At 73.9% G+C, this 21142-nt stretch carries 20 protein-coding genes and 1 pseudogene; 12 read left to right on the forward strand and 9 right to left on the reverse strand.

The genetic code is table 11. The features are described 5' to 3' along the window. Positions 1-336: 336 nt before the first annotated feature. Positions 337-1593, reverse strand: a complete 1257-nt coding sequence (locus ACFV1L_RS34930; RefSeq protein WP_380373960.1) for an NADH:flavin oxidoreductase/NADH oxidase family protein — start codon at positions 1591-1593, stop codon at positions 337-339. Positions 1594-1692: 99 nt separating this feature from the next. Here ACFV1L_RS34930 and ACFV1L_RS34935 point away from each other — a divergent pair, with 99 nt between their 5' ends. Further along, entirely contained in the window at positions 1693-2295 is a 603-nt protein-coding gene (locus tag ACFV1L_RS34935; protein WP_380373961.1) for a TetR/AcrR family transcriptional regulator, read from the forward strand. A 155-nt stretch (positions 2296-2450) separates the two neighbouring features. On the opposite strand, the gene ACFV1L_RS34940 is transcribed toward ACFV1L_RS34935, so the two are convergent. Beyond that, entirely contained in the window at positions 2451-3149 is a 699-nt protein-coding gene (locus tag ACFV1L_RS34940) for a type 1 glutamine amidotransferase domain-containing protein (protein WP_380373964.1), read from the reverse strand. Positions 3150-3374: 225 nt separating this feature from the next. Here ACFV1L_RS34940 and ACFV1L_RS34945 point away from each other — a divergent pair, with 225 nt between their 5' ends. Continuing rightward, a complete protein-coding gene (locus tag ACFV1L_RS34945; protein WP_380373967.1) occupies positions 3375-4349 on the forward strand; it encodes an alpha/beta hydrolase in 975 nt (324 codons plus the stop codon). Between the two features lie 214 nt (positions 4350-4563). Here the strand turns inward: ACFV1L_RS34945 and ACFV1L_RS34950 are convergent, their stop codons facing one another. Continuing rightward, positions 4564-5892 (reverse strand): GH1 family beta-glucosidase, encoded by a 1329-nt coding sequence (locus tag ACFV1L_RS34950; RefSeq protein WP_380373970.1) that lies wholly within the window; start codon positions 5890-5892, stop codon positions 4564-4566. 247 nt (positions 5893-6139) lie between these two features. On the opposite strand from ACFV1L_RS34950, the gene ACFV1L_RS34955 reads away from it, so the two are divergent. After that, a complete protein-coding gene (locus ACFV1L_RS34955) occupies positions 6140-7987 on the forward strand; it encodes an APC family permease (protein ID WP_380373972.1) in 1848 nt (615 codons plus the stop codon). Here ACFV1L_RS34955 and ACFV1L_RS34960 read toward each other — a convergent pair. Next, positions 7923-9191, reverse strand: a complete 1269-nt coding sequence (locus ACFV1L_RS34960) for an MFS transporter (RefSeq protein WP_380373974.1) — start codon at positions 9189-9191, stop codon at positions 7923-7925. The two genes, ACFV1L_RS34955 and ACFV1L_RS34960, sit on opposite strands and share 65 nt — an antisense overlap. 72 nt (positions 9192-9263) lie before the next feature. On the opposite strand from ACFV1L_RS34960, the gene ACFV1L_RS34965 reads away from it, so the two are divergent. After that, a complete protein-coding gene (locus tag ACFV1L_RS34965; protein WP_380373976.1) occupies positions 9264-9833 on the forward strand; it encodes a CGNR zinc finger domain-containing protein in 570 nt (189 codons plus the stop codon). Between the two features lie 88 nt (positions 9834-9921). Beyond that, positions 9922-10431, forward strand: a complete 510-nt coding sequence (locus ACFV1L_RS34970; protein WP_380373979.1) for a hypothetical protein — start codon at positions 9922-9924, stop codon at positions 10429-10431. Between the two features lie 96 nt (positions 10432-10527). Here ACFV1L_RS34970 and ACFV1L_RS34975 read toward each other — a convergent pair whose 3' ends face one another. Beyond that, on the reverse strand, positions 10528-10806 hold the full coding sequence (locus tag ACFV1L_RS34975; protein ID WP_380373981.1) for a hypothetical protein: 279 nt from the start codon (positions 10804-10806) through the stop codon (positions 10528-10530). Between the two features lie 479 nt (positions 10807-11285). Between ACFV1L_RS34975 and ACFV1L_RS34980 the strand changes: the two are divergent. Both ACFV1L_RS34980 and ACFV1L_RS34985 read left to right on the forward strand, forming a co-directional pair. After that, positions 11286-11492 (forward strand): annotated as a pseudogene (locus tag ACFV1L_RS34980) (helix-turn-helix domain-containing protein); the annotation flags it as partial. A 490-nt stretch (positions 11493-11982) separates the two neighbouring features. Then, positions 11983-12249 (forward strand): hypothetical protein, encoded by a 267-nt coding sequence (locus ACFV1L_RS34985; RefSeq protein WP_380373984.1) that lies wholly within the window; start codon positions 11983-11985, stop codon positions 12247-12249. A 65-nt stretch (positions 12250-12314) separates the two neighbouring features. On the opposite strand, the gene ACFV1L_RS34990 is transcribed toward ACFV1L_RS34985, so the two are convergent. After that, entirely contained in the window at positions 12315-13190 is an 876-nt protein-coding gene (locus tag ACFV1L_RS34990; protein ID WP_380373986.1) for a phenylalanine 4-monooxygenase, read from the reverse strand. A 40-nt stretch (positions 13191-13230) separates the two neighbouring features. After that, a complete protein-coding gene (locus tag ACFV1L_RS34995; RefSeq protein ID WP_380373989.1) occupies positions 13231-13896 on the reverse strand; it encodes a hypothetical protein in 666 nt (221 codons plus the stop codon). A gap of 163 nt (positions 13897-14059) precedes the next feature. On the opposite strand from ACFV1L_RS34995, the gene ACFV1L_RS35000 reads away from it, so the two are divergent. Then, complete coding sequence (locus tag ACFV1L_RS35000; RefSeq protein WP_380373992.1) at positions 14060-14851, forward strand: MerR family transcriptional regulator; 792 nt, start codon at positions 14060-14062, stop codon at positions 14849-14851. An 8-nt stretch (positions 14852-14859) separates the two neighbouring features. Continuing rightward, complete coding sequence (locus ACFV1L_RS35005) at positions 14860-16080, forward strand: glycosyltransferase (RefSeq protein WP_380373994.1); 1221 nt, start codon at positions 14860-14862, stop codon at positions 16078-16080. Between the two features lie 81 nt (positions 16081-16161). Here ACFV1L_RS35005 and ACFV1L_RS35010 read toward each other — a convergent pair whose 3' ends face one another. Continuing rightward, a complete protein-coding gene (locus ACFV1L_RS35010; protein ID WP_380373997.1) occupies positions 16162-17379 on the reverse strand; it encodes a Na/Pi symporter in 1218 nt (405 codons plus the stop codon). 178 nt (positions 17380-17557) lie between these two features. Next, a complete protein-coding gene (locus ACFV1L_RS35015) occupies positions 17558-17920 on the reverse strand; it encodes a hypothetical protein (protein WP_380373999.1) in 363 nt (120 codons plus the stop codon). A gap of 177 nt (positions 17921-18097) precedes the next feature. On the opposite strand from ACFV1L_RS35015, the gene ACFV1L_RS35020 reads away from it, so the two are divergent. The 3 genes from ACFV1L_RS35020 (at position 18098) to ACFV1L_RS35030 (ending at position 21099) form a co-directional block, all read left to right on the forward strand. Beyond that, positions 18098-18955: a hypothetical protein gene (locus ACFV1L_RS35020; RefSeq protein ID WP_380374002.1), complete on the forward strand. Its 858-nt coding sequence runs from the start codon at positions 18098-18100 to the stop codon at positions 18953-18955. Between the two features lie 244 nt (positions 18956-19199). Continuing rightward, on the forward strand, positions 19200-19643 hold the full coding sequence (locus ACFV1L_RS35025) for a DoxX family protein (RefSeq protein WP_380374005.1): 444 nt from the start codon (positions 19200-19202) through the stop codon (positions 19641-19643). Between the two features lie 142 nt (positions 19644-19785). Then, positions 19786-21099 (forward strand): globin domain-containing protein, encoded by a 1314-nt coding sequence (locus tag ACFV1L_RS35030; protein WP_380374008.1) that lies wholly within the window; start codon positions 19786-19788, stop codon positions 21097-21099. Positions 21100-21142 lie beyond the last annotated feature (43 nt).

Genomic DNA, 21142 nt, shown 5'->3' on the forward strand with positions numbered 1-21142 from the left:
CGGCAGCCGCCTGATAGCCACACCCAGCACCCCTGGGTGGTCCAACCCTACGAATGACCAGACCAACCCGGCTCAGAAGGTAGAGCCGCCTGACGGGCGGGTTCACGATCACAGCAGGGTCGGGACGGCCAGGATCGAAGCGGGGCCGCTCTTCGTGGGCCACCCGGGCCATGACCCGGATCCTGCCGGGGTGCCCTGCGGAACGGTGGCGACGTGCCGATCGGTCCCCCGGAAGACAGCGGCCCGGCGTCGTCCCGGCCCCTCGTGCTCCCGATGCGTCCCGACCTCCGTCCGACGGAAGGGGGAGGCCGGGGATCGTGTCCGGTTCGCGGGTGGTCACCGGTGCTCCTCGGCGGTCTTGCGCCGAGCGGTCAGCCACGTGCGGTAGCGGCGCAGAGCGTGCCGCTGCCGGCCCTGTTCGGTGAGCAGGGCGACGGCCGGGTGGACGCCGGGCCGCGGGTCACCACCGCGGGCGAGGCGGCGCAGTTGGCGGCGGACCTGGGCCATGGCGGCGGCCGAGGCGAGGGACTTGTCCTTCCAGGTGACGGGGCGCATCCGGCGGCCGGCTTCGCGGCCCTCCGCCCAGCGGTCGGGGAGGTCCGGGGAGACGGCGAGGGCGGTTCCCATGCCGACGAGGGAGACGCCGCCGGCGAGGACCTCTTCGGCGGTCTCGCGGCGGGTGATGCCGCCGGTGAGCATCAGGGGGATCGGGCTGCTCGTGACCAGGTCCTCGGCGAGTTCGAGGAAATAGGCCTCGCGGGCCCGGGTGCGGCCGTCGGCGGGGCGCCCGGTCATGGCGGGGCTCTCGTAGCTGCCGCCGGAGAGCTCGACCAGGTCGACGCCGAGCACCGCGAGCCACTCGATCACCTGTCGGGCGTCGTCGGCGTCGAATCCGCCGCGCTGGAAGTCCGCAGAGTTGATCTTCACCGCCACCGTGAAGGACGCGGAGACGGCGGCGCGGACGGCGCGGACGGTCTCCAGGAGCATCCGGGCCCGGTTCTCCAGCGGGCCGCCCCAGGCGTCGGTGCGCTTGTTGACGAGGGGGGACAGGAACTGGGAGAGCAGGTAGCCGTGTGCGGCGTGGATCTCCACGCCGTCGAATCCGGCCTGCTCGGCGCGGGAAGCGGTCAGGGCGAAGCGCTGCACGGTGGCTGCGATCTGCTCGGGCGACATGGCGGTCGGACGGCCGAAGCGGCTGCTCTGCCTGCCGAGTTCGACGCCGATGTCGGAGGGGGCCCAGACGACACCGGGCATGTCGGCGGCGACCTGGCGGCCGGGGTGGTTGATCTGCATCCAGACCGCCCCGCCGCCCGATTTGGCGGCCTGCGCCCAGCGGGCGAACGGCTCCAGGGGCGCGGCTTCGTCGAGGACGACGCCGGCGGGGCCGGTCAGGGCCTCGGCGTGGACCATGACGTTGCCGGTGATCAGCAGTCCGGACCCGCCGGCCGCCCAGCGCCGGTACAGCTCGATCAATCGCCGGCCCGGGAGCTGGCCGTCGTCGGCCATGTTCTCCTCCATCGCCGCCTTGGCGATCCGGTTGGCCAACACGGCCCCGGATCCCAGACGCAGGGGCGTGAACAGTTCACCGGCCATCGGACGGTCCCTCGTTCCTGTCGAGTACGGAGTACGATGTGTGCAACGTTTACATTAGAGGAGAGATGTAAGCGCCGCAAACATTGGAGAGGGTGACCCATGGCACAGGCGAACGCCTCGTACCACCACGGCGATCTGCGGGCCGCGTGCGTCCGCGCCGCCCGGGAGCTCCTCGAGGAGGACGGCAGCGCGAGCCTGTCCCTGCGGGCCGTGGCGCGCCGGGCCGGCGTGTCCCCGACCGCCCCGTACCGCCACTACGCGGACCGGGACGCGCTCGTCTCGGCGGTCGCCGCCGAGGGCTACGCCGAACTCGCCGCCCAACTGGCGGCCGCGCACCCCTCGCCCCGCACGCCCGAGGACCTGGCCGACGTCGCGGTCGCCTACGTGCGGTTCGCGCTGGACCGGCCCGCGATGTTCCGGGTGATGTTCGCCGAACCCTGCGACCCGACGAGCGAGGAGCGCGTGGCGGCGACCGCCGCCATGCGGGAGTACGTCCACACCGTCGTTCGCGGCGTCTTCCCGGACTCCGACCCGGAAGCCCTCTCCACTGCCGTCTGGGCGGTGGTCCACGGCCTGGCCTTCCTGCACCTGGACGGGAAGCTGGACGCCTCGTCCCCCGAAGGGGTCTCCGGCCAGGTCCACGCCGCGGTCCGGGCCCTGCTCGGCGCCGCCCCGGCAGGGGCTGCGCCGGTCGGCCCCTGACAGCCCCCCTGCCGCCTCTGCGGCGCGATCGTCGCCGAGGTGCGCGAGCACGTCCGGCCCCTGATCGAGAACGGCACCGCGGTACTCGTCGTCGAGCACACCCTCCCGCTCGCCGACGCGCCCAGGGGCCGTGCGGGAGCCGGGCCGGCGGGCCGTCAGCTCAGGTCCTGCACCAGGCGGTTGGCGAGTTGCTTGGACGAACCGGGGTTCTGGCCGGTGTAGAGGGTCCGGTCGACCTCGATGTGGGGCATCAGCGGCAGCGCGCCCTTCGTGTAGTGGGCGCCGCCCTCGCGCAGCCTGTCCTCCAGGTACCAGGGCGCCTTGCGGCCGAAGCTGTTCAGCTTCTCCTCGAAGGTGGACAGCGCGGTGAGCCGGTACCCCGCGAACGGCCAGGCCCCGTCGCCGCTCCTCGCCGCGAGCAGGGCGGCGGGTCCGTGGCACAGCAGGGCCAGGGGCCGGCGCGAGGCGATCCGCTTGGCGAGGAGCCGTCCCGAGGCCTCGTCGTGGGACAGGTCCTCCATGGGGCCGTGGCCGCCCGGATAGAAGACCAGGTCGAAGTCGTCGGGGTCCATCTCGCTCAGGGTGGCCGGACGGTCCAGCGCGCCCCGGATCGTTTCGAGGTGGGCGGCGACCTCGCGGAGGGTGCCCGGGAGGCCCGCCGTGCGACCCGTGCTGATCCTGTCCAGGGTGGGTCGCTTCCCGCCCGGGGTCGCGATCGTGATCTCCCATCCGGCCTCGCCGAAGATCTTGTGCGGGATCGCGAGTTCTTCACCCCAGAAGCCGGTGGGGTGCTTGGTGCCGTCCTTGAGCGTCCAGGTGTCGGCCGCCGTCACGACGAAGAGGACCCGGGTCATGGTGATGCCTTCCTGTTCTGCGCAGTCGGTGCCTGCCCGCAGGAAGACGGTGCCACGCCGGAGCGGGTGGGCCCGGTCGGTGACGCGCCGTGTCGGCTGCCCGGCAGCGGTGCCGTCGGACCGGTTGCGGACGGCGCACGGGCGCTCACGATGGAAAGGACGCCCGGGGGCCTCAGGGGCGCGGGAACGGGCACACGGGTGCCGCGACACACCACGGAGCGACCGATGAACGATCTTCCGATGCCGATCACTCCTTACCTGGAGCCTGCTGCGAAGCAGTTGTGCGAGGCGACCGATCCGCATCCGCGGATCTACGAAGTCCCGCCCGAGCAGGGCCGTGACATCCTCCTGGGCCTGCAGACCGGGGCGGATGTGCCGCGGCCGGAGGTCGACGAGGAGTGGGTCGAGGTGGATGCCGGCGAATGGGGCACCGTCCGCACCCGCATCATCCGCCCCCGGGGGGCCGCCGGCGCGCTGCCCGTCGTGTTCTACATCCACGGCGCCGGCTGGGTGTTCGGCGACGACGTGACGCACGACCGGCTCTTTCGCGAGCTCGCCGTCGGCGCGGGGGCCGCGGGCGTCTTCCCCGTCTACGACCGCGCGCCGGAGGCGAAGTACCCCACCCAGGTCGAGCAGAACTACGCGGTCGGCCAGTGGGTGATGAAGCACGGCGCGGAGCACGGCCTGGACACCTCCCGGATCGCGGTGACCGGCGAATCGGTCGGCGGCTGCATGTCCACGGTCTTCGCACTGATGAACAAGGAGCGCGGCGGCATCGACCTCAAGGCCCAGGTGCTGCTCTACCCGGTGACCGACGCGGGCTTCGACACCCCGTCCTACCAGCAGTTCGCCGAGGGCTACTACCTCACCCGCGACGGCATGAAATGGTTCTGGGACGCCTACACCACCGATCCGGCCCAGCGCGCCGAGCACCACGCCTCCCCCTTGCGGGCCACCTTGGAGCAGCTGAAGGGCCTGCCGACCACCCTCGTCATCACCGACGAGGCCGACGTTCTGCGGGACGAGGGCGAGCAGTACGCCAACAAGCTCCGCGAGGCCGGCGTCGACGTCACCTCCGTCCGCGTGGCGGGCATGGTCCACGACTTCCTCCTCCTGGACAGCCTCCGCGACACCCGCGCCGCCAACGTCGCCCGCAAGCTCGCCGTCGACGCCCTCAGGACGGCGCTCCACGGCAGCTGACCCGCCCGCCACGGCCCGGTCGGCGGCTTGACGGCCCGTCAGGCCTGCTGCGAAGAGCCGGTCGGAGCGCGGGTCTTCGCGGGGCGGCGGCCGACCAGCGGGGTGTCGTGCGTGAAGGCGCGGCACAGCTCCCGGGGGAGCGCCGTCCGGACGGCCTCTCGGCATGTGCCGAGAGGCCGTCCAGCCGTGCACGCGGGAGGCCGGACCTCCCTGTTCAGTGGAGCCGGTGCGCGGCGATCAGGTCGCGGTACCAGGCGTAGGAGGCCTTCGGGGTGCGCTTCTGGGTGGCGAAGTCGACGTGGACCAGGCCGAAGCGCTGGCTGTAGCCCTCGGCCCATTCGAAGTTGTCGAGGAGGGACCAGGTGCAGTAGCCGCGGACGTCGATGCCGTCGGCGGCGGCGCGGGCCAGGGCGTCGAGGTGGCCGGCGAGGTAGTCGATGCGGAAGGCGTCGTCGAGGGTGTCGTCGGTGGAGCAGCCGCTCTCGGTGACGGTGATCGGGGGCAGGGCGGCGCCGTAGCGGTCCCGGAGGGTCAACAGGAGTTCGCGCAGGCCTTCCGGGACGACGGGCCAGCCGAAGTGGGTGCGGGGGACGCCGTCGATGGGGGCCTCGGCGAACGGGAGCCCCGGGTCGGTGGGGGCGGCGATCCTGGTGGGGTTGTAGTAGTTGACGCCCAGTCCGTCGAGGCCGGGGCCGGCGATCAGGTCGAGGTCGCCGTCGCGGACGGAGCCGTGCAGGTCCGGGCCGACGCCGAACGCGGACAGATCGGGGTAGCGGCCGAGCAGCAGCGGATCCGTGAACAGCCGGTTGTGCAGGGCGTCGTACGCGTCGGCGGCAGCCAGATCGGCGGGGTCGGAGCTCGCGGCCCGAACGGGCGTCAGGTTGTTGGCGATCAGGACGTCGAGGCCGCGCGAGCGCAGTTCGGCGGCGGCCAGGCCGTGGGCGAGGAGCTGGTGGTGGGCGGCGGGCAGGGCGTCGAGCATCAGGCTGTGCCCGGGCGCGTGGATGCCGAGGGCGTAGCCGTAGACCATGTGCACGAACGGCTCGTTGAGCGTGATCCAGGCGGGGACGCGGTCGCCCAGCCGATCGGCGGCCAGGGCGGTGTACTCGGCGAAGCGGTGGGCGGTGTCGCGGTGCATCCAGCCGCCCTCGTCCTCCAGCGCCTGCGGCAGGTCCCAGTGGAAGAGGGTCGGCAGCGGCGTGATGCCGGCCGCGAGCAGCCCGTCGACCAGGCGGTCGTAGAAGTCGAGCCCGGCAGCGTTGACGGGGCCCCGACCGGTGGGCTGGACGCGCGGCCAGGCGAGCGAGAACCGGTAGGTGTCCAGGCCGAGTTCACGCATCAGCGCGACGTCCTCGGGCCAGCGGTGGTAGTGGTCGCAGGCGGTGCGGCCGGTGTCGCCGTCCTTCACCGCGCCGGGGCGTTCGCAGAAGGCGTCCCAGACGGAGCGGCCGCGGCCGTCCTCGTCCACCGCGCCCTCGATCTGGTACGCGGCGGTGGAGGCGCCCCAGCGGAATCCGGCGGGCAGGTCGTAGCGGTCCGGCACGGCAGCCTCCAGGCAGGCGGTCAGAAATATGAGGAGTGCTCATATTAGGGACCGGGCCGGAGGAGATCCAGAGCCCGACACCGATCAGCCGCAGGAAGGGCGCCGGTCCCGGCGCCCCCGCGCCGCCCCGGGCATCAGGAGCGCATGAAGATCGCGGCCCGCACCGTCAAGGACCCGTACGGGCCCCGGCATCGGCCGCGAGCGCGCCGGACGATCGGGCCGACTGCCCTTCGCACCGGAGGTCCCGATGACCGACCCCGTCCCGCTCGCCGCCTCGGAGCCCGCCGGGCCCGCGCAGGCCCCCGCCGCTCCCGTCTCCGGCGAGCGGCACCGGCTGACCGCGTTCGGCGGCCTGGCGGCGCTCTCCCTGGACGCGATGGCCTCGGTGGCGTACGGACCGGAGTCGATCGTCCTGGTGCTGGCGGCGGCCGGCTCCCGCGGCCTGGGGTTCACGCTGCCGGTGACGGTGGCGATCGCGGTCCTGCTGGCGGTGCTGGTGGCCTCCTACCGGCAGGTGATCGCGGCGTTCCCGGACGGCGGCGGCGCGTACGCGGTGGCGAAGGCACACCTGGGACGGCGGGCGTCCCTGGTCGCGGCGGCCTCGCTGGTCGCCGACTACGTACTGAACGTGGCGGTGTCCGTGACGGCGGGCGTGGCCGCCCTGACCTCCGCCTTCCCCGCCCTCTACGGGGACCGGGTGTGGCTGTGCCTGGGCGTGCTGGCGGTGGTGACGGCCGTCAACCTGCGCGGGATCGCCGAATCGGCCCGCTGGTTCACGGCACCGACCGCCGTGTTCGTGGCCTCGATCCTGGCGCTCGTGGTCGCCGGCCTGTTCCGCGACGCCCCCGCCTCCGCCGAGGCCGCCGCCGGCCACGCCGCCGTCCTCGGGGACGACGCCACCGCCGTGGGCGCGCTGCTGCTGCTCAAGGCCTTCGCGTCCGGCTGCTCAGCGCTCACCGGCGTGGAGGCGGTGGCCAACGCCGTCCCCTCCTTCCGCGCCCCGGCCGCCCGGCGGGCCCAGCACACCGAGGTCGCGCTCGGCGCACTGCTGGGCGTGATGCTGATCGGCCTGGCCGTACTGATCGGCAGGTTCCACCTCCGGCCGGTGGAGGGCGTCACCGTGCTGGCCCAACTGGCGGACGCCTCGCTCGGCCACGGATTCGGCTTCTACGTCGTGCAGTTCGCCACCGCCGTCCTGCTCGCGCTGGCCGCGAACACCTCCTTCGGCGGCCTGCCGGTGCTGCTGCGCCTGCTGGCCCGCGACAACCACCTGCCCCACGTGTTCGCACTGCGCGCCGACCGGCAGGTGCACCGGCACGGCGTGCTGTTCCTGGCGCTGGTGTCGGCGCTGCTGCTGGTCGGCTCCGGCGGGGACGTGAACAGCCTGGTGCCGCTGTTCGCGATCGGCGTGTTCATCGGCTTCACGCTCTGCCAGATCGGCATGGTGCGGCACTGGCTGATCGCCCGTCGGCCCGCCCGGGCGGCGCTGAACTGCCTCGGCGCGCTGCTCACCGGCGTCGCGGCCGTCGTCGTGACCGGCACCAAGTTCCGTGAGGGAGCCTGGGGCGTCTGCCTCGCCCTGCCGCTGCTCGTCCTGCTCTTCGAGGCCGTCCACCGCGCCTACGCCCGCCTCGCCGACCGCGTGGAACTCGGCCGGATCCCCGCCGCGGTGACGCGGCAGCGCTCACTCGTCCTGGTCCCCGTGCACGGCATCACCCGCCTCACCCGGGACGCCCTGTGCGCCGCCCTCTCCCTCGGCGACGAGGTCCGGGCGATCACGGTCGTCCCGACCGACCCCGACGCGGAGGACCGGCGGGCGGCCGAGGCCCTGCGCCGCGACTGGGAACTGTGGCACCCCGGCGTCCCCCTCGTCGAACTCCCCGACCCGCACCGCCGCCTCGGCCACCCCATCGCCGCCCACGTCAACGCCCTTGCCGCCGAACGCGCCCACGACCGCCTCACCGTCCTCGTCCCCGAGGCCGAACCCCCGCACTGGTGGCTGCGCCTCCTCCAGAACCAGCGCGGCGCCGTCATCGCCCACACCCTGCGCCGCCGCACCGACGCGGTGGTCTGCCGCCTGCGCGTGCGCCTGTAGCGGCGCCCGCGCGAGGCCGTGCCGCCTCCCGTGGACGGCCGCCCCGCTGCGCCCGCGGTGCGCCCCGCAGGTGGAGCGCAGCGAGCAGGAGGCAGACCGCGGCCATCGTGCACCACAGGGTCGCGGTCCCCGCGCGGGCCAGCAGTTGGGTGCCGAGGACGGGAGCGAACGTCGCGGCGATGCCCCAACCGGTGCCGAAGACAGCCAGGTAGCGGCCGGTTCCACCGGGTGGCGCCAGGTCGGTGACGAGTGCGTGGACGCGGCCCGTCACCAGCAGGTCGCCGAGAGCCCACACGGCGGTCGGGGCGAGCAGGGCCGGCAGGGTGGGGGCGAGGGCGTATCCGGCGAGCCCGGCGGCCAGCAGGAGATGTGCGAGAGCGAGGGCGACCGACGCCGGCAGGCGGTTGACCCGGGCCGTCCGGACCAGCGGCTGGGCGAGGACGGTGGTGGCTGCGGCGGCGGTGAACAGCAGCCCGGCGTCAGCGGCGGGCAGGCCTCGTCGCGCCAGCGCGAGGGGCAGGGTCATCACGGTCTGCTGGTTGACCAGGGCGTAGGCGGTGCCGGTGGCCAGGAGGCCCAGCAGGGCTCGGTCCCGCAGCGGTCGTACGGCGTCGTCGCCCTCGGCGGGTCCGGGCGGGGCGGGTCGGTCGCGGGGCAGGGCGAGTCGGATCAGCAGCGCGCAGGCCAGGCACGTCGCGGCGTCGGCGATGAAGAGCCATCGCAGGTCCCGGTGTCCGAGCAGGGCGGCGAGCAGTCCGGCGCCCATGCCGCCTGCGGCGAGCGCGGCGCTGAACAGGCTGAACGCGCGGACCCGCTGCCGCGCCGGCACGGATTCGCCGATGATCGCCTGGCTCGGCGGTTCGTAGAGTTCGAAGGCCAGCCCGAGCAGGATCGCCGCCACGACGGACTGGGCGAGCGAGGTGGAGGCGGCGATCGCCAGCTGTGCCGCGGCGCATCCGCAGAGCCCGAGCACGATGGTGGTGCGGCGGCCGATCCGGTCGGCGAGTCGCCCTCCGGCCAGCCGTGAGGGAATCGTCGCGAGCCCGAAGGCGGAGGTGACCGCCCCGGCGGTCGTCAGACTCGCGCCGTGCTCGGCGTGGATCAGCGCGGCGAGGAAGGGCAGCGAGAAGGCTCCGAGGCGGTTGACGACCCGGGTGAGCAGCAGCAGGCGGACCGTGCGTGGCAGTGGGTCGGCGTTCGACACAGCACCTCTTGTCACTGGTAATTTAGCCATGGTCAGTGACGGGACTCTAGGCAAGCGAAGGTAACTGGTCAAGTGCTGTTCGACAGTCACATGCGAACCCTGCTCGATGCCTCCGCGGCACTCATCAACGCCCTCACCGACGGTGAGGCGCGCGGCCGCCGCTACCTCGCCCCCCAGGGCGCCGAACGGGTCGGGGCGGTCCGGGCGGCGCTCTCCGCCGGGGCGGACCTGGGGCCCCGCGAGGCAGACCGGTTGGCCGAGACCGCCCACGCCCTGCGGACCGTGTTCGAGGCCGTGGCCGCCGACCGCATCGACGACGCGGCCCCCGTCCTCAATGCGCTGCTGCGCGAGACCGGCGCCCGCCCCCAGCTCGACCGGACTCCCGGCGAACCGTGGCAGGTCCACTTCCACGGCTCCGACGACTCCTACGCCGTCGGCTGGAGCGCGGGCTGCGCCACCGGCCTCGCCATGGCCCTCGGCGGCGACTACGCCGGACGCCTCGGAGTCTGCGCAGCGCCGCACTGCGACCGGGTCTACGTGGACACCTCCCGCAACGCGGGTCGCCAGTTCTGTTCGACGGCCTGCCAGAACCGCGTCAAGGCAGCGACGTTCCGGGCGCGCCGCGCGAGCACCGACTCCTGAGGCCGGGACCGCCCTCTCCCCCGGAAGGGGGATCGGCCCGGCCCTCCAGGAGGACGTGACGCCGCCGGCCGCCGGCGAGCATCGAGGGATGGCCACCGTCCCGAACGCCCCTGTGCCGCCGCCCCGTTGGGCGGTCGTGGCGGCACACGCCGCAGCCCTCGTCACCCTGCCCTCGGGGCTGTGGCGGATCGCGCTCGGACTCGGCCTGCCGGTGGGCTACGGCGAGCAGGTGCTCCGCGACGACTTCCACCTCCCCGGCTGGGGCGTGGTCCACGTGATCGGGCTCAGCGTGGTGTCGGAGGCCTTGGCGCTGCTGACGCTCGGTCTGGTCCGGCCGTGGGGCGAGGTCGTGCCGCGCCGGATCCCGGTCCTCGGCGGCCGACGCGTCCGCCCGCTCGCCGCCGTCGTCCCCGCCGCCGTCGGCTCACTGGCCCTCGTCCACCTGTGGAGCGGCTTCCTGTTCTGGTGGAACACCGACCAGCACCCGCCCATGCTCGGGCCCTGGCGCACCGTCGTCGGCATCCTGTACCAACCCCTGGTCCTCTGGGGCCCGTTGCTGGCCGCCGTCACCGTCTCCTACTACCGCCGCCACCGCTGACCGCCGAAGGCGGCCGGTCGCGTCCCGACCGGCAGGACGTGCGGGCAAGCCCCCGAACCGCTCCGGGCCGTGGCGGCTTTGCGGTTGGTGCGCGGGTCAGTCCGCGCGGGTGCCGCGGTAGCCGACCGGGCCTTCGCCGGGGAACTGGGCGGTGCCCTGGAAGGTGCTGCCGTTGTCGAAGAAGGTGACGCTGCCGCTGCCCGCCTCGCCGCTCCAGGTCACGGTGGTGCCCGTCCCGGGAGCGCCGTTCCCGGGGACGACGCCGTCCCGGTCGGCGATGCTGATGTTCAGGGGCGCATCGTCCTGCCAGCCCCCGCCGCCCGTCCGGATCTCCGGGTTGTACGTGGCCGTGTCCGTGTCCTTCCGTGTCCCCACCCGGTGGGCGGCGGTGCCGTGCGACGCGCTGCGCGAGGTGTTCGTGCGAGCTCACCGACTCCGACTCCGCCGACCGGCGCGGGGACACGGGGAACCACCCGCCCGGCCGCGCCGACCCGTCGCCCCGCAGCCGCACGCCCGCCGGGCGGCCGGACCCTGGCGACGGGAGTCGGTCGAGGGCGTTTGCAGCCGAACGCGCGCAGGCCGTACCCGGAGCTGTCGTTGATGCGCCGGCCGGTGTCCCGGTTGGCCGGCACCACGGTTCGGCTTCCGGGGCCGGGTGGGGGGCCGGCACAGCAGGGCCGCCCCGGCCTGCGCAGGCCCTCCGCCGGGGCGGTGGACACCGGTGGACGACGGGGGCGGGCGGAGCCGGTCGTGTCACCCCGTGCGCCTCGGTTGCGCCGTTGACGTGGCCGGACATCGCCGAACAATGATGACGTGCCGTCCGCCCGAGCGGGCGACGGCGAGGGGAGAGGCGCGTGTCACGCAGACAACGCCCGTTGGAGGGCGAGGGCGCCGTCGTCCGGTTCGCCGAGCGCCTGCGGGCCACCCGGGAGACGGCGGGCCTGACGCTGCGTCAACTGTCGCGGCGCTCGGGGTTCTCCCCCAGCACGCTGTCGATGGCCGAGGCCGGGAAGAAGCTGCCTTCCTGGGACGTGACGGCGGCGTTCGTCGCGGGCTGCGGGGTGACGGACACCGGCCGCTGGCGCGGACTCTGGGAGTCGGCGCAGGACGGCGGCCCCGGGCCGGAGCAGTCCGCCGCGGACCGCCGGCCGGAACGGCAGCGGGCGCCGGCCCCGGAACCGGAGGACGAGGAAGGCGCTTTCCCGCCGCCCGTGCCCGCACGCTCCGACGCCGCAGCCGTCCCCGCCGCGCGGAGCGTCCTCCGCCGGGGCCGGCCGTTCGCCCTGACCGCGCTGGCCTCCTCCGCGCTGACCGTCGCGGCGATGCTCGCCTTCACGCCACCGGGCGCGCCCGCCGCCCGCAGCGGAGCGTCCCAGGCCCCGTTGACGTACCCGCCGGGGGACGACCCCGTCCCGACCTCCAAGTGCGACGGCCAGGTGCCCGGTTTCGGCTGCCACCGGAAGGAGCCGGGCGCGGCCGGCTGCTGGATGATTCCGGGCGCCGTGGTCCGGGCGACCTCGCCCGCTGGCGTTCGAGGGCCGGCAGGTCGCGGTGCTGGAGAACTGGTACTCCCCCACCTGCGGCACCCACTGGGCCCAGATCCGGATGCCGGCCGGCTGGGAGGCCCGGGTGGAGATGTCCACCCAGACCGCCAGGGACTGCGAGCCGATGGACTGTCAGACCCTCAACCACGCCATGACGCCCCCCTTGTGGACGAACATGCTCTTCGCCGTCAACCAGCCGACGGTGGCACTCGCCTACGTCAAGCTCCCGACCGGCGAGGTGAAGAAGCTGGAGGCCTCCACGGCCGGCCCGTAGACCACCGGACCCGGACACCGCACGGCGGGCGCAGCACAGCAGCCGAAGCACAGCGGGCGCAGCCGTCAGGCAGCCGCCGGGCGCCCGTGGCGCGGGGCGCTGCCGTCGTCGAGGGCGGCCAGGAAGCCGGCCAGGACGTCGGCGACTTCGTGGAGGCAGCGGGCACTGAACAGGACCGGCTGGTAGCCGGTGATGTCGTACGGGGTGGTGAGCATCGCGCCGATGTCGAGGGGGCGGATCGCGGGGCGGTTCAGGCGGCCGATCTCGCCGCAGGAGGAGAGCAGGGCGGCGCCGAAGGCCTTCGGGACGCCGTCCTCCTGCAGGACGCCGTACTCGAGGGTGAACCAGTAGACGTCGCTGACCATCTGGAGGACGTCGGGGTCGTCGATGCGGCGGGCCGCCTCGCCGACCAGCCGGTAGATCCGGGCGATGGCGGGGCTGGACAGGTGGATGCCGTGGCCGAAGACGTCGTGGACGACGTCGGGTTCGGGGGTGAACAGCGGAACGGCGGGGTGGCGGACGAACTGCACCGCGTGGAAGTAGCCGTCGGCCATCGAGCCGAGGAACCGCTTGTTGGCGACCACGCCGCCGGCCAGGGTGAACCGGAAGCCGGTCATGCGGCGCAACTCCGCTCCGACCTCGGCGTGCTGCGGAATGTGATCGGCGGGGACGGGGGCCTGCTCGCGGGCGTCGAGGACGGCGCGGCAGGCGTGCAGGCCCTGGGCGGTCCACAGGGCGCGGTGGACGGTCCGCCAGGTCCGTTCCTCGCCCGGGCTGTACTCGACGGCGGGAGCCGGATCGCCCACCCGGTGGCCGGCGGCCCGTGCGGCGATGGCCCGGCGGCGGTGCAGGTAGGACGGATCGCGGAGACCGGGGTGTTCGACGGCCGCGCCCAGCCGGCCGTCGGCCGTCACGGGCGTGTGCAGCGCTCTTTCGCCCACGACGTTCTTCTGCCCCGCCCGCGCGGACTCACACCGCTCCTCAGGTCAGCCCGGAGGCGCGTGCGACGGCCTTCGCGGCGAACTGGTGCATGTCCGCCGCGCTGAAAGGGGTCAACTTGGTGACGCTGAGGTACACCAGGAGCCGCCCGCGCCGGATGTAGAGCGTGTTCCAGTGGGTCTTGGCGGCCAGGCTGGTGAAGTAGTGCACCTCGTCGCCGAGGTCGCGGAACGGGGTGGAGTCCTGCTCCGGCGGCTCGCCGATCAGCTTGTTGAGTTCGCCGATCAGCTCCGGCAGCCGGGTGGCGGCTTCTTCGGCGGTCTCGTCGCGCTCCAGCATCTCGTCGAGCATCTCCAGGCCGCCGCCCTTCCCCCGGAAGCTGACGGTGTGGAACTTGGGGTCGTTCTCGCAGCCGGTGCGCGTCGGCGAACTGTTGAACCCGGCGGGGATGTCCTGCCCGGTGACGAGCGCGCGGCAGAACGCCTCCGCACCGCTGAACGCCTCCGCACCGCCGGGCGCGGCACTCGCCCCCGCGCTCGCGGTCCCACCCGTTGCAGCGCCCGCAGCACCGCTCGACGTCGCGGCCCCGGCGTCCGCGCGGCCGGCGCCGCTGCCCGGGGTGCAGCCCGATCCGAGCAGGATCACCGCGATCGCGGCCGTGGCGGCCGCCCCCGGCCGGTGGATTCGCGGAATTCGCCGGTCTTTCATGAGCCCCCCGCAAGAAGTCCGTTGATTCGGTCGCGGAGCATAACAGCCGTTGCCGTTCGCCACCCTTTCCGCTCGGTGCGGCGCGGGCCGCCCGTCGGGGGCGGAGTTGACCCTCTCCTGGCGTCAGGGTTCAGCATGGTGGGCGTTCGAAGGGAGATCGGGTGTGGCTGGGCAGGGTACGAGCTTTTCGGTCGGGCAGGTGGCGGGGTTCGCCGGAGTGACGGTGCGGACGCTGCACTACTACGACCGGGAGGGGTTGCTGTCACCGAGCGAGCGGAGTGCGGCGGGCTACCGGCTGTACAACGACCGGGACTTGGCGCGGCTGCAACAGATCCTGTTCTACCGGGAGTTGGGATTTCCGGTCGAGGAGATCCGGAGCATCCTCAACGATCCGCAGGCGAACGCGGTCGAGCACCTGAAGGAGCGTCACCGGCAGCTCAACGAGCAGATCACGAAGCTGCAGAAGCTGGTGGAGGTCGCCGAGCAGGCCATCGAGGTGGAGCGGACGGGGGTGCGGCTGTCGCCGGAGGAGCGGTTCGACATCTTCGGCGAGGTCCGTTTCGACCTCAGTTACGCGACGGACGCGCAGCTGAAGTGGGCGGACAGTGCGCGGCAGCGGGAGTCGATGGCGCGGGCGGCCCGGCACAGCAAGGAGGACTGGCGGCAGCTGATGTCCGAACTGGCACTGTGGCGTGCCGAGTTGATCGTCGCGTTCGAGGACGGTCAGCCGGCCGACGGGGAGCGGGCGATGGATCTGGCGGAGCAGCACCGGGCGCATGTGGAGCGGTGGTTCACACCGTGTCCGCCGCAGTCGCACCGGCTGATCGCGGCGGACTACCTGAGTGATCCGCGGGCGTTCGCGATGCTCGTCCCGCCGTCCGAGCAGCTGCCCGGCCTGGCCCGCTTCCTGCACGCCGCGATCGACGCCAACGCCGGTCGCCTGATCGAGGGTTGAACAGGAAGATGCGCATTCTGATCACGGCTGCGGGTTCGCACGGGGACGTCGCACCGTACACGGGACTGGGCGTTCGGCTGGCCGAGGCGGGTCACCAGGTCGCGTTGGCGACGCACCGGAGCTACGCGGAACCGGTGGCGCAGTGCGGGTTGGAGTTCCGTCCGCTGCCGGGGGATCCCCGGGCGGGCGGGGAGCCGGCGCGGGGGAAGGGCGCGATGCTCCGGCGGGCCGGGCAGTTCGTCGGGGAACTGGGGCGGGGGATCGCCGAGGTGGCCGGGCCGGGGACGGATCTGCTGCTGCTGTCGACGTCGACGGCCCCGCTGGGGTGGCACGTGGCGGAGGCGACGGGGACGGCCAGTGCCGGGGTGTACCTCCAACCGGTGGAGCCCACGGGGGAGTTCGGGCCGGTGGTCGGGGGTGCGAGGTCGCTCGGCCGGTGGGGGAACCGGGCGGCCGGGCGGGCCGCGCTGGGGGTGGTGGACCGGCTGCACCGGGACGCGGTGGCGGAGCTGCGGACCCGGCTCGGCCTGCCGCCGCTGTCCGGCTCGGCGATGCGGCGCCGACTGGCGCGGGAGCAGTGGCCGGTGCTGCACGGGTTCAGCTCCGCACTGGTGCGGCGTCCGGCGGACTGGCGGCCGGGGCTGGACGTGGTGGGCAACTGGTGGCCCACCGGGCAGGGCGACCTCCCGGACGAGGTGGAGGAGTTCCTCGCGGCCGGTCCGGCACCGGTGTTCGTCGGCTTCGGCAGCATGGGCGCGGGGCAGGGCGAGCGGCTGAGCCGGCTCGCGGCGGAGGCGCTGCGTGCGGCGGGCCGCCGCGGTGTGGTGCAGGCCGGCTGGGCGGGGCTGGCGGTCGACTCGGCGGACGTGCTGACGGTGGATCGGCTGGACCACGCGGCGCTGTTCCCGCGGATGGCGGCCGTGGTCCACCACGCGGGTGCGGGCACGGCCGCGGCGGCGCTGCGGGCCGGGGCGCCGTCGGTTCCCGTCCCGGTGACGGCCGATCAGCCGTTCTGGGCCCGCCGCCTGACGGCGGTCGGGGCCGCGGTGGCGCCGGTCCCGTTCGCCGAGCTGACGGCGGAGCGCCTGGCCGCGGCGATCCGGCGCGCGGTCGAGGATCCGTCCCACCGGGAGGCCGCGGCTGCGGCGGCGGCGCGGATGGCGAAGGAGGACGGCGCGGGGCGGGTCGCGGACCTGGTCGCCGCACTCCTCCGGCGGGCCGGCGGCTGACCCGAGGAGTCCGCGGCGGGGCGGGGCCGCGGCAGCGGGGCGCCGGGCCCGCCGGGAGCGGCCCCGCCTGTCCTTCGGCGTTCAGCCGACGCCCACCAGCACGATCACCGCCGCGGGCAGGGCGACGAAGACGGTGCCGAGGTAGGCGGCCAGGACCCAGCGGCGTTCGGAGGCGACGCGGGCGAGGGTCTCCGCGCAGAACAGCGGCACCGGGCGCAGCAGCGGGATCACGTAGATCGCGACGATCGAGAAGAGGTTGTAGATCAGGTGCACGAAGGCGGCCTGCAGGCCGATCCTCGCATCCGGTCCGACGCCCGCGAACGCCGCGAAGACCACCGTGAACGTGGTGCCGAGGTTGGAGCCGACGACCACGGGATAGATCTGAGCGGGCGTCAGGATGCCCGCCCCGGCGAACGGGACCAGTACGGAGGTGGTGATGGTGGAGGACTGGGTGACGACGGTGACTCCCATCCCGGAGGCCATGGCGAGGTAGGCGTTCCGCCCGACGGCGCTGATCAGCGCGGAGCGGGCCCTGCCGACCATCAGCAGCTTGAGGAGCTTGCCCAGGTAGCGGACGGCGACCAGGATCAGCGCGGCGCCGATCACGATGGTGGACAGCGGGCCGAGGGTGCCGGCGACGTGCGAGGTGGCGTGGAGGACCGCCTGCTCGACCGGCCGGGTGACGGATCGGACGATGTTGAAGTGCGCGGGGTCGGGCAGCCAGTCGGTGCCGTACAGCGCGTCGGTGAGGGCTCCGCTGAGGTGTTGCAGCGGGTGCCAGAGGAGTTCGACCGGGAAGAAGATCAGCAGCGACAGCCAGTTGTAGAAGTCGTGGACGCTGGACGCGCCGAGCGCCCGGCGGAACTCGGTGCGATCGCCGATGAAGGTCAGGGCAACCATGCTGGTCGTCACGGTGGTCCCGACGTTCGCACCCAGGATGATCGGGATGGCGCTCTCGATGGGCAGCGCGCCCGACCCGACGGCGGTGACGGCGATGGCGGTGGTCGTGGTCGACGACTGGATCAGCACGGTGCCGAGGACGCCGACGCTCAGCCCGGCCCACGGGTTCGCGGCGAACGCGAAGAGGGTGTGCGCCGCGTCGCCGCTCAGGTTCGCGAAGCCGCGGCTGATGATGCTGACGGCGCAGATCAGCAGGTAGATCAGCCCGGCGACGCCGACCCAGCCGAGGACCTTGCCCCAGGTGGGGAGTTCGACCGCTCCGTCACCGCCCGCGGAGTTCGCGGCGCCGCCCTCGGGGCGGCTGCTGTCCGGTCCGCTGTCGGATGAGACGTCCTCCATGGACCAAGGCTAGGAGCCTCCCGGCACGGGGATCGCCACGAAACGCCCAGCAGGGCGTGAAACGGTGTGAGTCCGGATGAACCGGGCTCGGCGAGCGGCGTCGACCCGCCGGGGCGGGCGTTGCGGCGGCGTCAGGCCGTGTCCTGCCGGGGGCCGGCCCCGGCAGGACACGGGCGGGTCAGGCGTCGGAGTAGCTGAGGTCGCCGACCGACCAGGCGCTGATGTCGTCGATGGCGATGCGGTACATGCCACCGGTGTGCGGCAGGCCGAAGTCGCCCTGGAGGATCTTCGCCCGGTGCAGGTGCAGGTGGGTGGGACGGGCGGGCGGGCCTTCGACGGGTGGGGCGAAGAGGGCGGCGAACGGCTTCAGGTGATCGGAGGCCTGAAGGACGTCGGCGACGCGCTCCCACCACAGGGCGACGGGGGCGAGCCGGCCGGTGATCACGGCTCCCGGAACCACCACGGTGAGGGACATCTGGTTGCTGTGCTCGGACTCGACCATCGCGGCGATGTCGACGAGCAGCCCATCGGGGTTCGACATGGTGCCCAGCGTAGGACACGCCCCCGCGGCCGTAGGCCTTCCCGGCCACACCGGTCCGGCGGCGCGCCAGCGGGCCGCGCGTTCCGCGGTGCCCGCCGACGCCCCGCCGGGCGCCGCGCGCCGCCGCTCCCTACCGTGGAAGGGCCCTTTCACCTGCGGGATTTGCGAGGTCGGGCCATGACGTCCGGATATGACATCGGCCTGTACGGCCAGGGACTGTTCGACACCGACGACAACGCCAGGAACCGGCAGGCGCTCGCGGACCTGTCCGGCTCCGGCTTCACCACCCTGGTGCTCTTCACGCTGCACGTGCATCCGAGCGGCGACCTGTACCTGGGCGACAACGTGCTCGCCGGCGGCGGCCGGATCGTCTACCGGTGGCGGGACGTTCAGAAGCCGGGGTTCCCGGAGCTGGTCGCGGGACTGCGGGCCGGCGGGTTCCGCAGCGTGCTGTTCTCGATCGGGTTCGGCGGGCCGCCGACGCCGGAGGACTGGCAGCACATCCAGGACCTGCTCGACCGGGGGCGGGGGCAGGCGCTGGTGGCGAACTTCGCGGCCGTCGCGCAGTGGACGGGGGTGGACGGCTTCGACTTCGACTGCGAGGAGGACATCAGGTCGGACACCATCGCCACCATGACCGGCGAACTCGTCCGCCTCGGGCGCAGCCACGTGATCACGCTGTGCCCCTACGACCGGGCCGACTGGTGGCTGGAGTGCCTGGCGAAGGTCTTCTCCCGCGTGGGCACCCAGGTGGTGCGCGCCCTCAACCTCCAGACGTACGGCGGCGCGGACCCGCAGACCTGGCTGGCGGCGGTGACCGCGTCGCAGGCCCGCACCGGGGTGAAGGACCCGAAGGGGTTCCTGTCGGCGGGGCGCGAGGCGGGCCCGCCGACGAGCCTGTGCCAGGCGTTCAGGGCGGACGGGCGGCTGGGCCTGACGTCCGGTTTCCTGTGGCAGTACGGGGTGTTCACGGATCCGGCGGCCGGCTACGCGGCGGCGGTCCGCGACGGCCTCTCCGGCCGCCCGTGCGGCTGACGCCGCAGCGGCGCGGGGATCCACCGGCGAGGGGATGCCCGGGCCCGCTCCCCCGCTCGGCGGAGGAGGGCGGCGGGCCGTACTCAGAGGATTCTCAGAGCTTTCCGCGCTTGGCCGCGTCCTGACACGACGCCAGAATTGACGTCACCTCATCAAGCCGGCAGTGGCCCCACCCGACCCGGCGGCGAGGGGGGCTCCCTGTGCTCGACATCAACGGTCTCTCGTCCCCACACGAGGAGTTCACATGATCGAAGACCTGTCGCGGCTCGCCGAGCGTGCACGTCCCACCGTGCTGGGCCTGGCCCGGATCGTCGTCTCGCTGCTGTTCGCCTGCCACGGCGCCGCCACCCTGTTCGGGGTGCTGGGCGGGCCGCACGGCAAGGCTCCGCAGTTCGGCGAGTGGCCGGGCTGGTGGGCCGCGCTGATCCAACTGGCGGGCGGCGCCCTGGTGCTGGTCGGGGTCGCGGTCCGCCCGGCGGCGCTGGTGTGCTCGGGCTCGATGGCGTACGCGTACTTCAGCGTGCACCAGGAGCACGCCCTGTGGCCGATCCAGAACGGCGGCGAGCCGGCCGCGATGTTCTGCTGGGCGTTCCTGCTGATCGCCGTCGTCGGCCCGGGCGGGCTGGCCCTGAGCGGGCTGCTCCACCGCCGCACCCGGACGCCGGGCGCGGCCGCGGTCGCGGCCTGACGTCCCGCCAGGGGCGCGCCGGCGGCGGCCGGCGCGCCCCTGGCGGGCAGTGTCGCCGCAGGTCAAGGGCCGAACGTCCCGGATCGGGGCGACCGAACAGTCCATGATCATCTCGGCTTCGCGGGTGGTTAGCCTGGCGTTCATGGAGTTCACCAGCAGCGGCGCTCCGCGCCCGCGCACCGCCACCCCCAGCAGCCCCGCCCACACCGCCGGAGCCCACGACGGGGACGCGTTCAGCCCCGAGTACGACCGGCTGCTCGCCCGCCACCACGCGATGCGCCTGCGCCGCAGCATCCTCGCCCCGCCGTCGCGGCAGGCGCAGGGCCCGGTGGTGGAGCTCCCGGAGCCCGGCGACCGGGACCTGATCGTCCGTCACCTGCAGCCGCTGCTGCCGTTCGACGCGCTGATCGAGGTGCTGTACGACGCGATGTTCGTCCGGCGGCCGTACCTGCGGCGGCTGTTCCCGGAGTCGATGGAGTTCCAGCGCCAGCACCTGGGGCACATGTTCCACCACCTGATCCGGCACCTCGACCGGCCGGAGGAACTCGGCAGCCGACTGCGGGCGTTGGGCGCGGACCACCGCAAGCTCGGGGTGTGGCCCGCGCACTACGAGGCGTTCGAGGAGGCGCTGACGACGGCGCTGCGGGTGCGCGGCGGCCAGGCCTGGAGCGGGCAGGTCGAGGCGGCCTGGACCCGCATGCTGCGGTTCGCCGTGGCGGCGATGGTCGCCGGCGCGGAGGGCGCGGCCACCGAACCGCCGTTCTGGCACGGCGAGGTGGTCGGCCACGAGCGGCGGCTCCCCGACCTGGCGGTGCTGCGGGTGCGCACCGGCGAACCGTACCCGTACCGGGCCGGGCAGTACGCGGCGCTGGAGTCGCCGCTGCTGCCGCACAGTTGGCGGCCGTACTCGGTGGCGTGCGCGCCGCGCGAGGACCGGGTGCTGGAGTTCCACGTCCGCCGCACCGGCCCCGGCGGGCTGAGCGCGGCGCTGGTGGAGGGCACCGGCGTCGGCGACCAGGTCCGGGTGGGGCCGCCGCGCGGCGAGCTGTCGCTCGACCTCGGCGGGCAGGACGTGCACCGCGACCTGCTGCTGCTGGCCGGCGGGACGGGGCTGGCGCCGATGAAGGCGCTGGTGGAGGAGTTCGCGGCGGCCCACCGGGCCCGCGGTCGGCGGGTCCGGCTGGTGGTCGCGGCACGGGGCCGGGACGAGCTGTACGACTGGCCGGCGCTGGTCGAACTCGCCGCGAACCGCTCGTGGCTGGAACTGACCCCGGTGCTCGGCCCGGACCTGGAGGGCCTCGCCGCCCTGCTGCGCGGCCACCACAGCGTGCCGGGGCTGGCCCTGCTCAGCGGGCCGCCCGCGATGGTCGCCGGGGCGCGTTCGCTGCTGCTGGACGCCGGCGTGCCGGACGATCGGATCCGCTACGACGGTTCGACGACCGCCGCCCCGCAGTAGCCCCGCCGGCGGCTCCGGCGTGCGCCGCCCGACGGCCCGGGCG

The organism is Kitasatospora sp. NPDC059646 (assembly GCF_042734615.1).
Lineage (GTDB): Bacteria > Actinomycetota > Actinomycetes > Streptomycetales > Streptomycetaceae > Kitasatospora.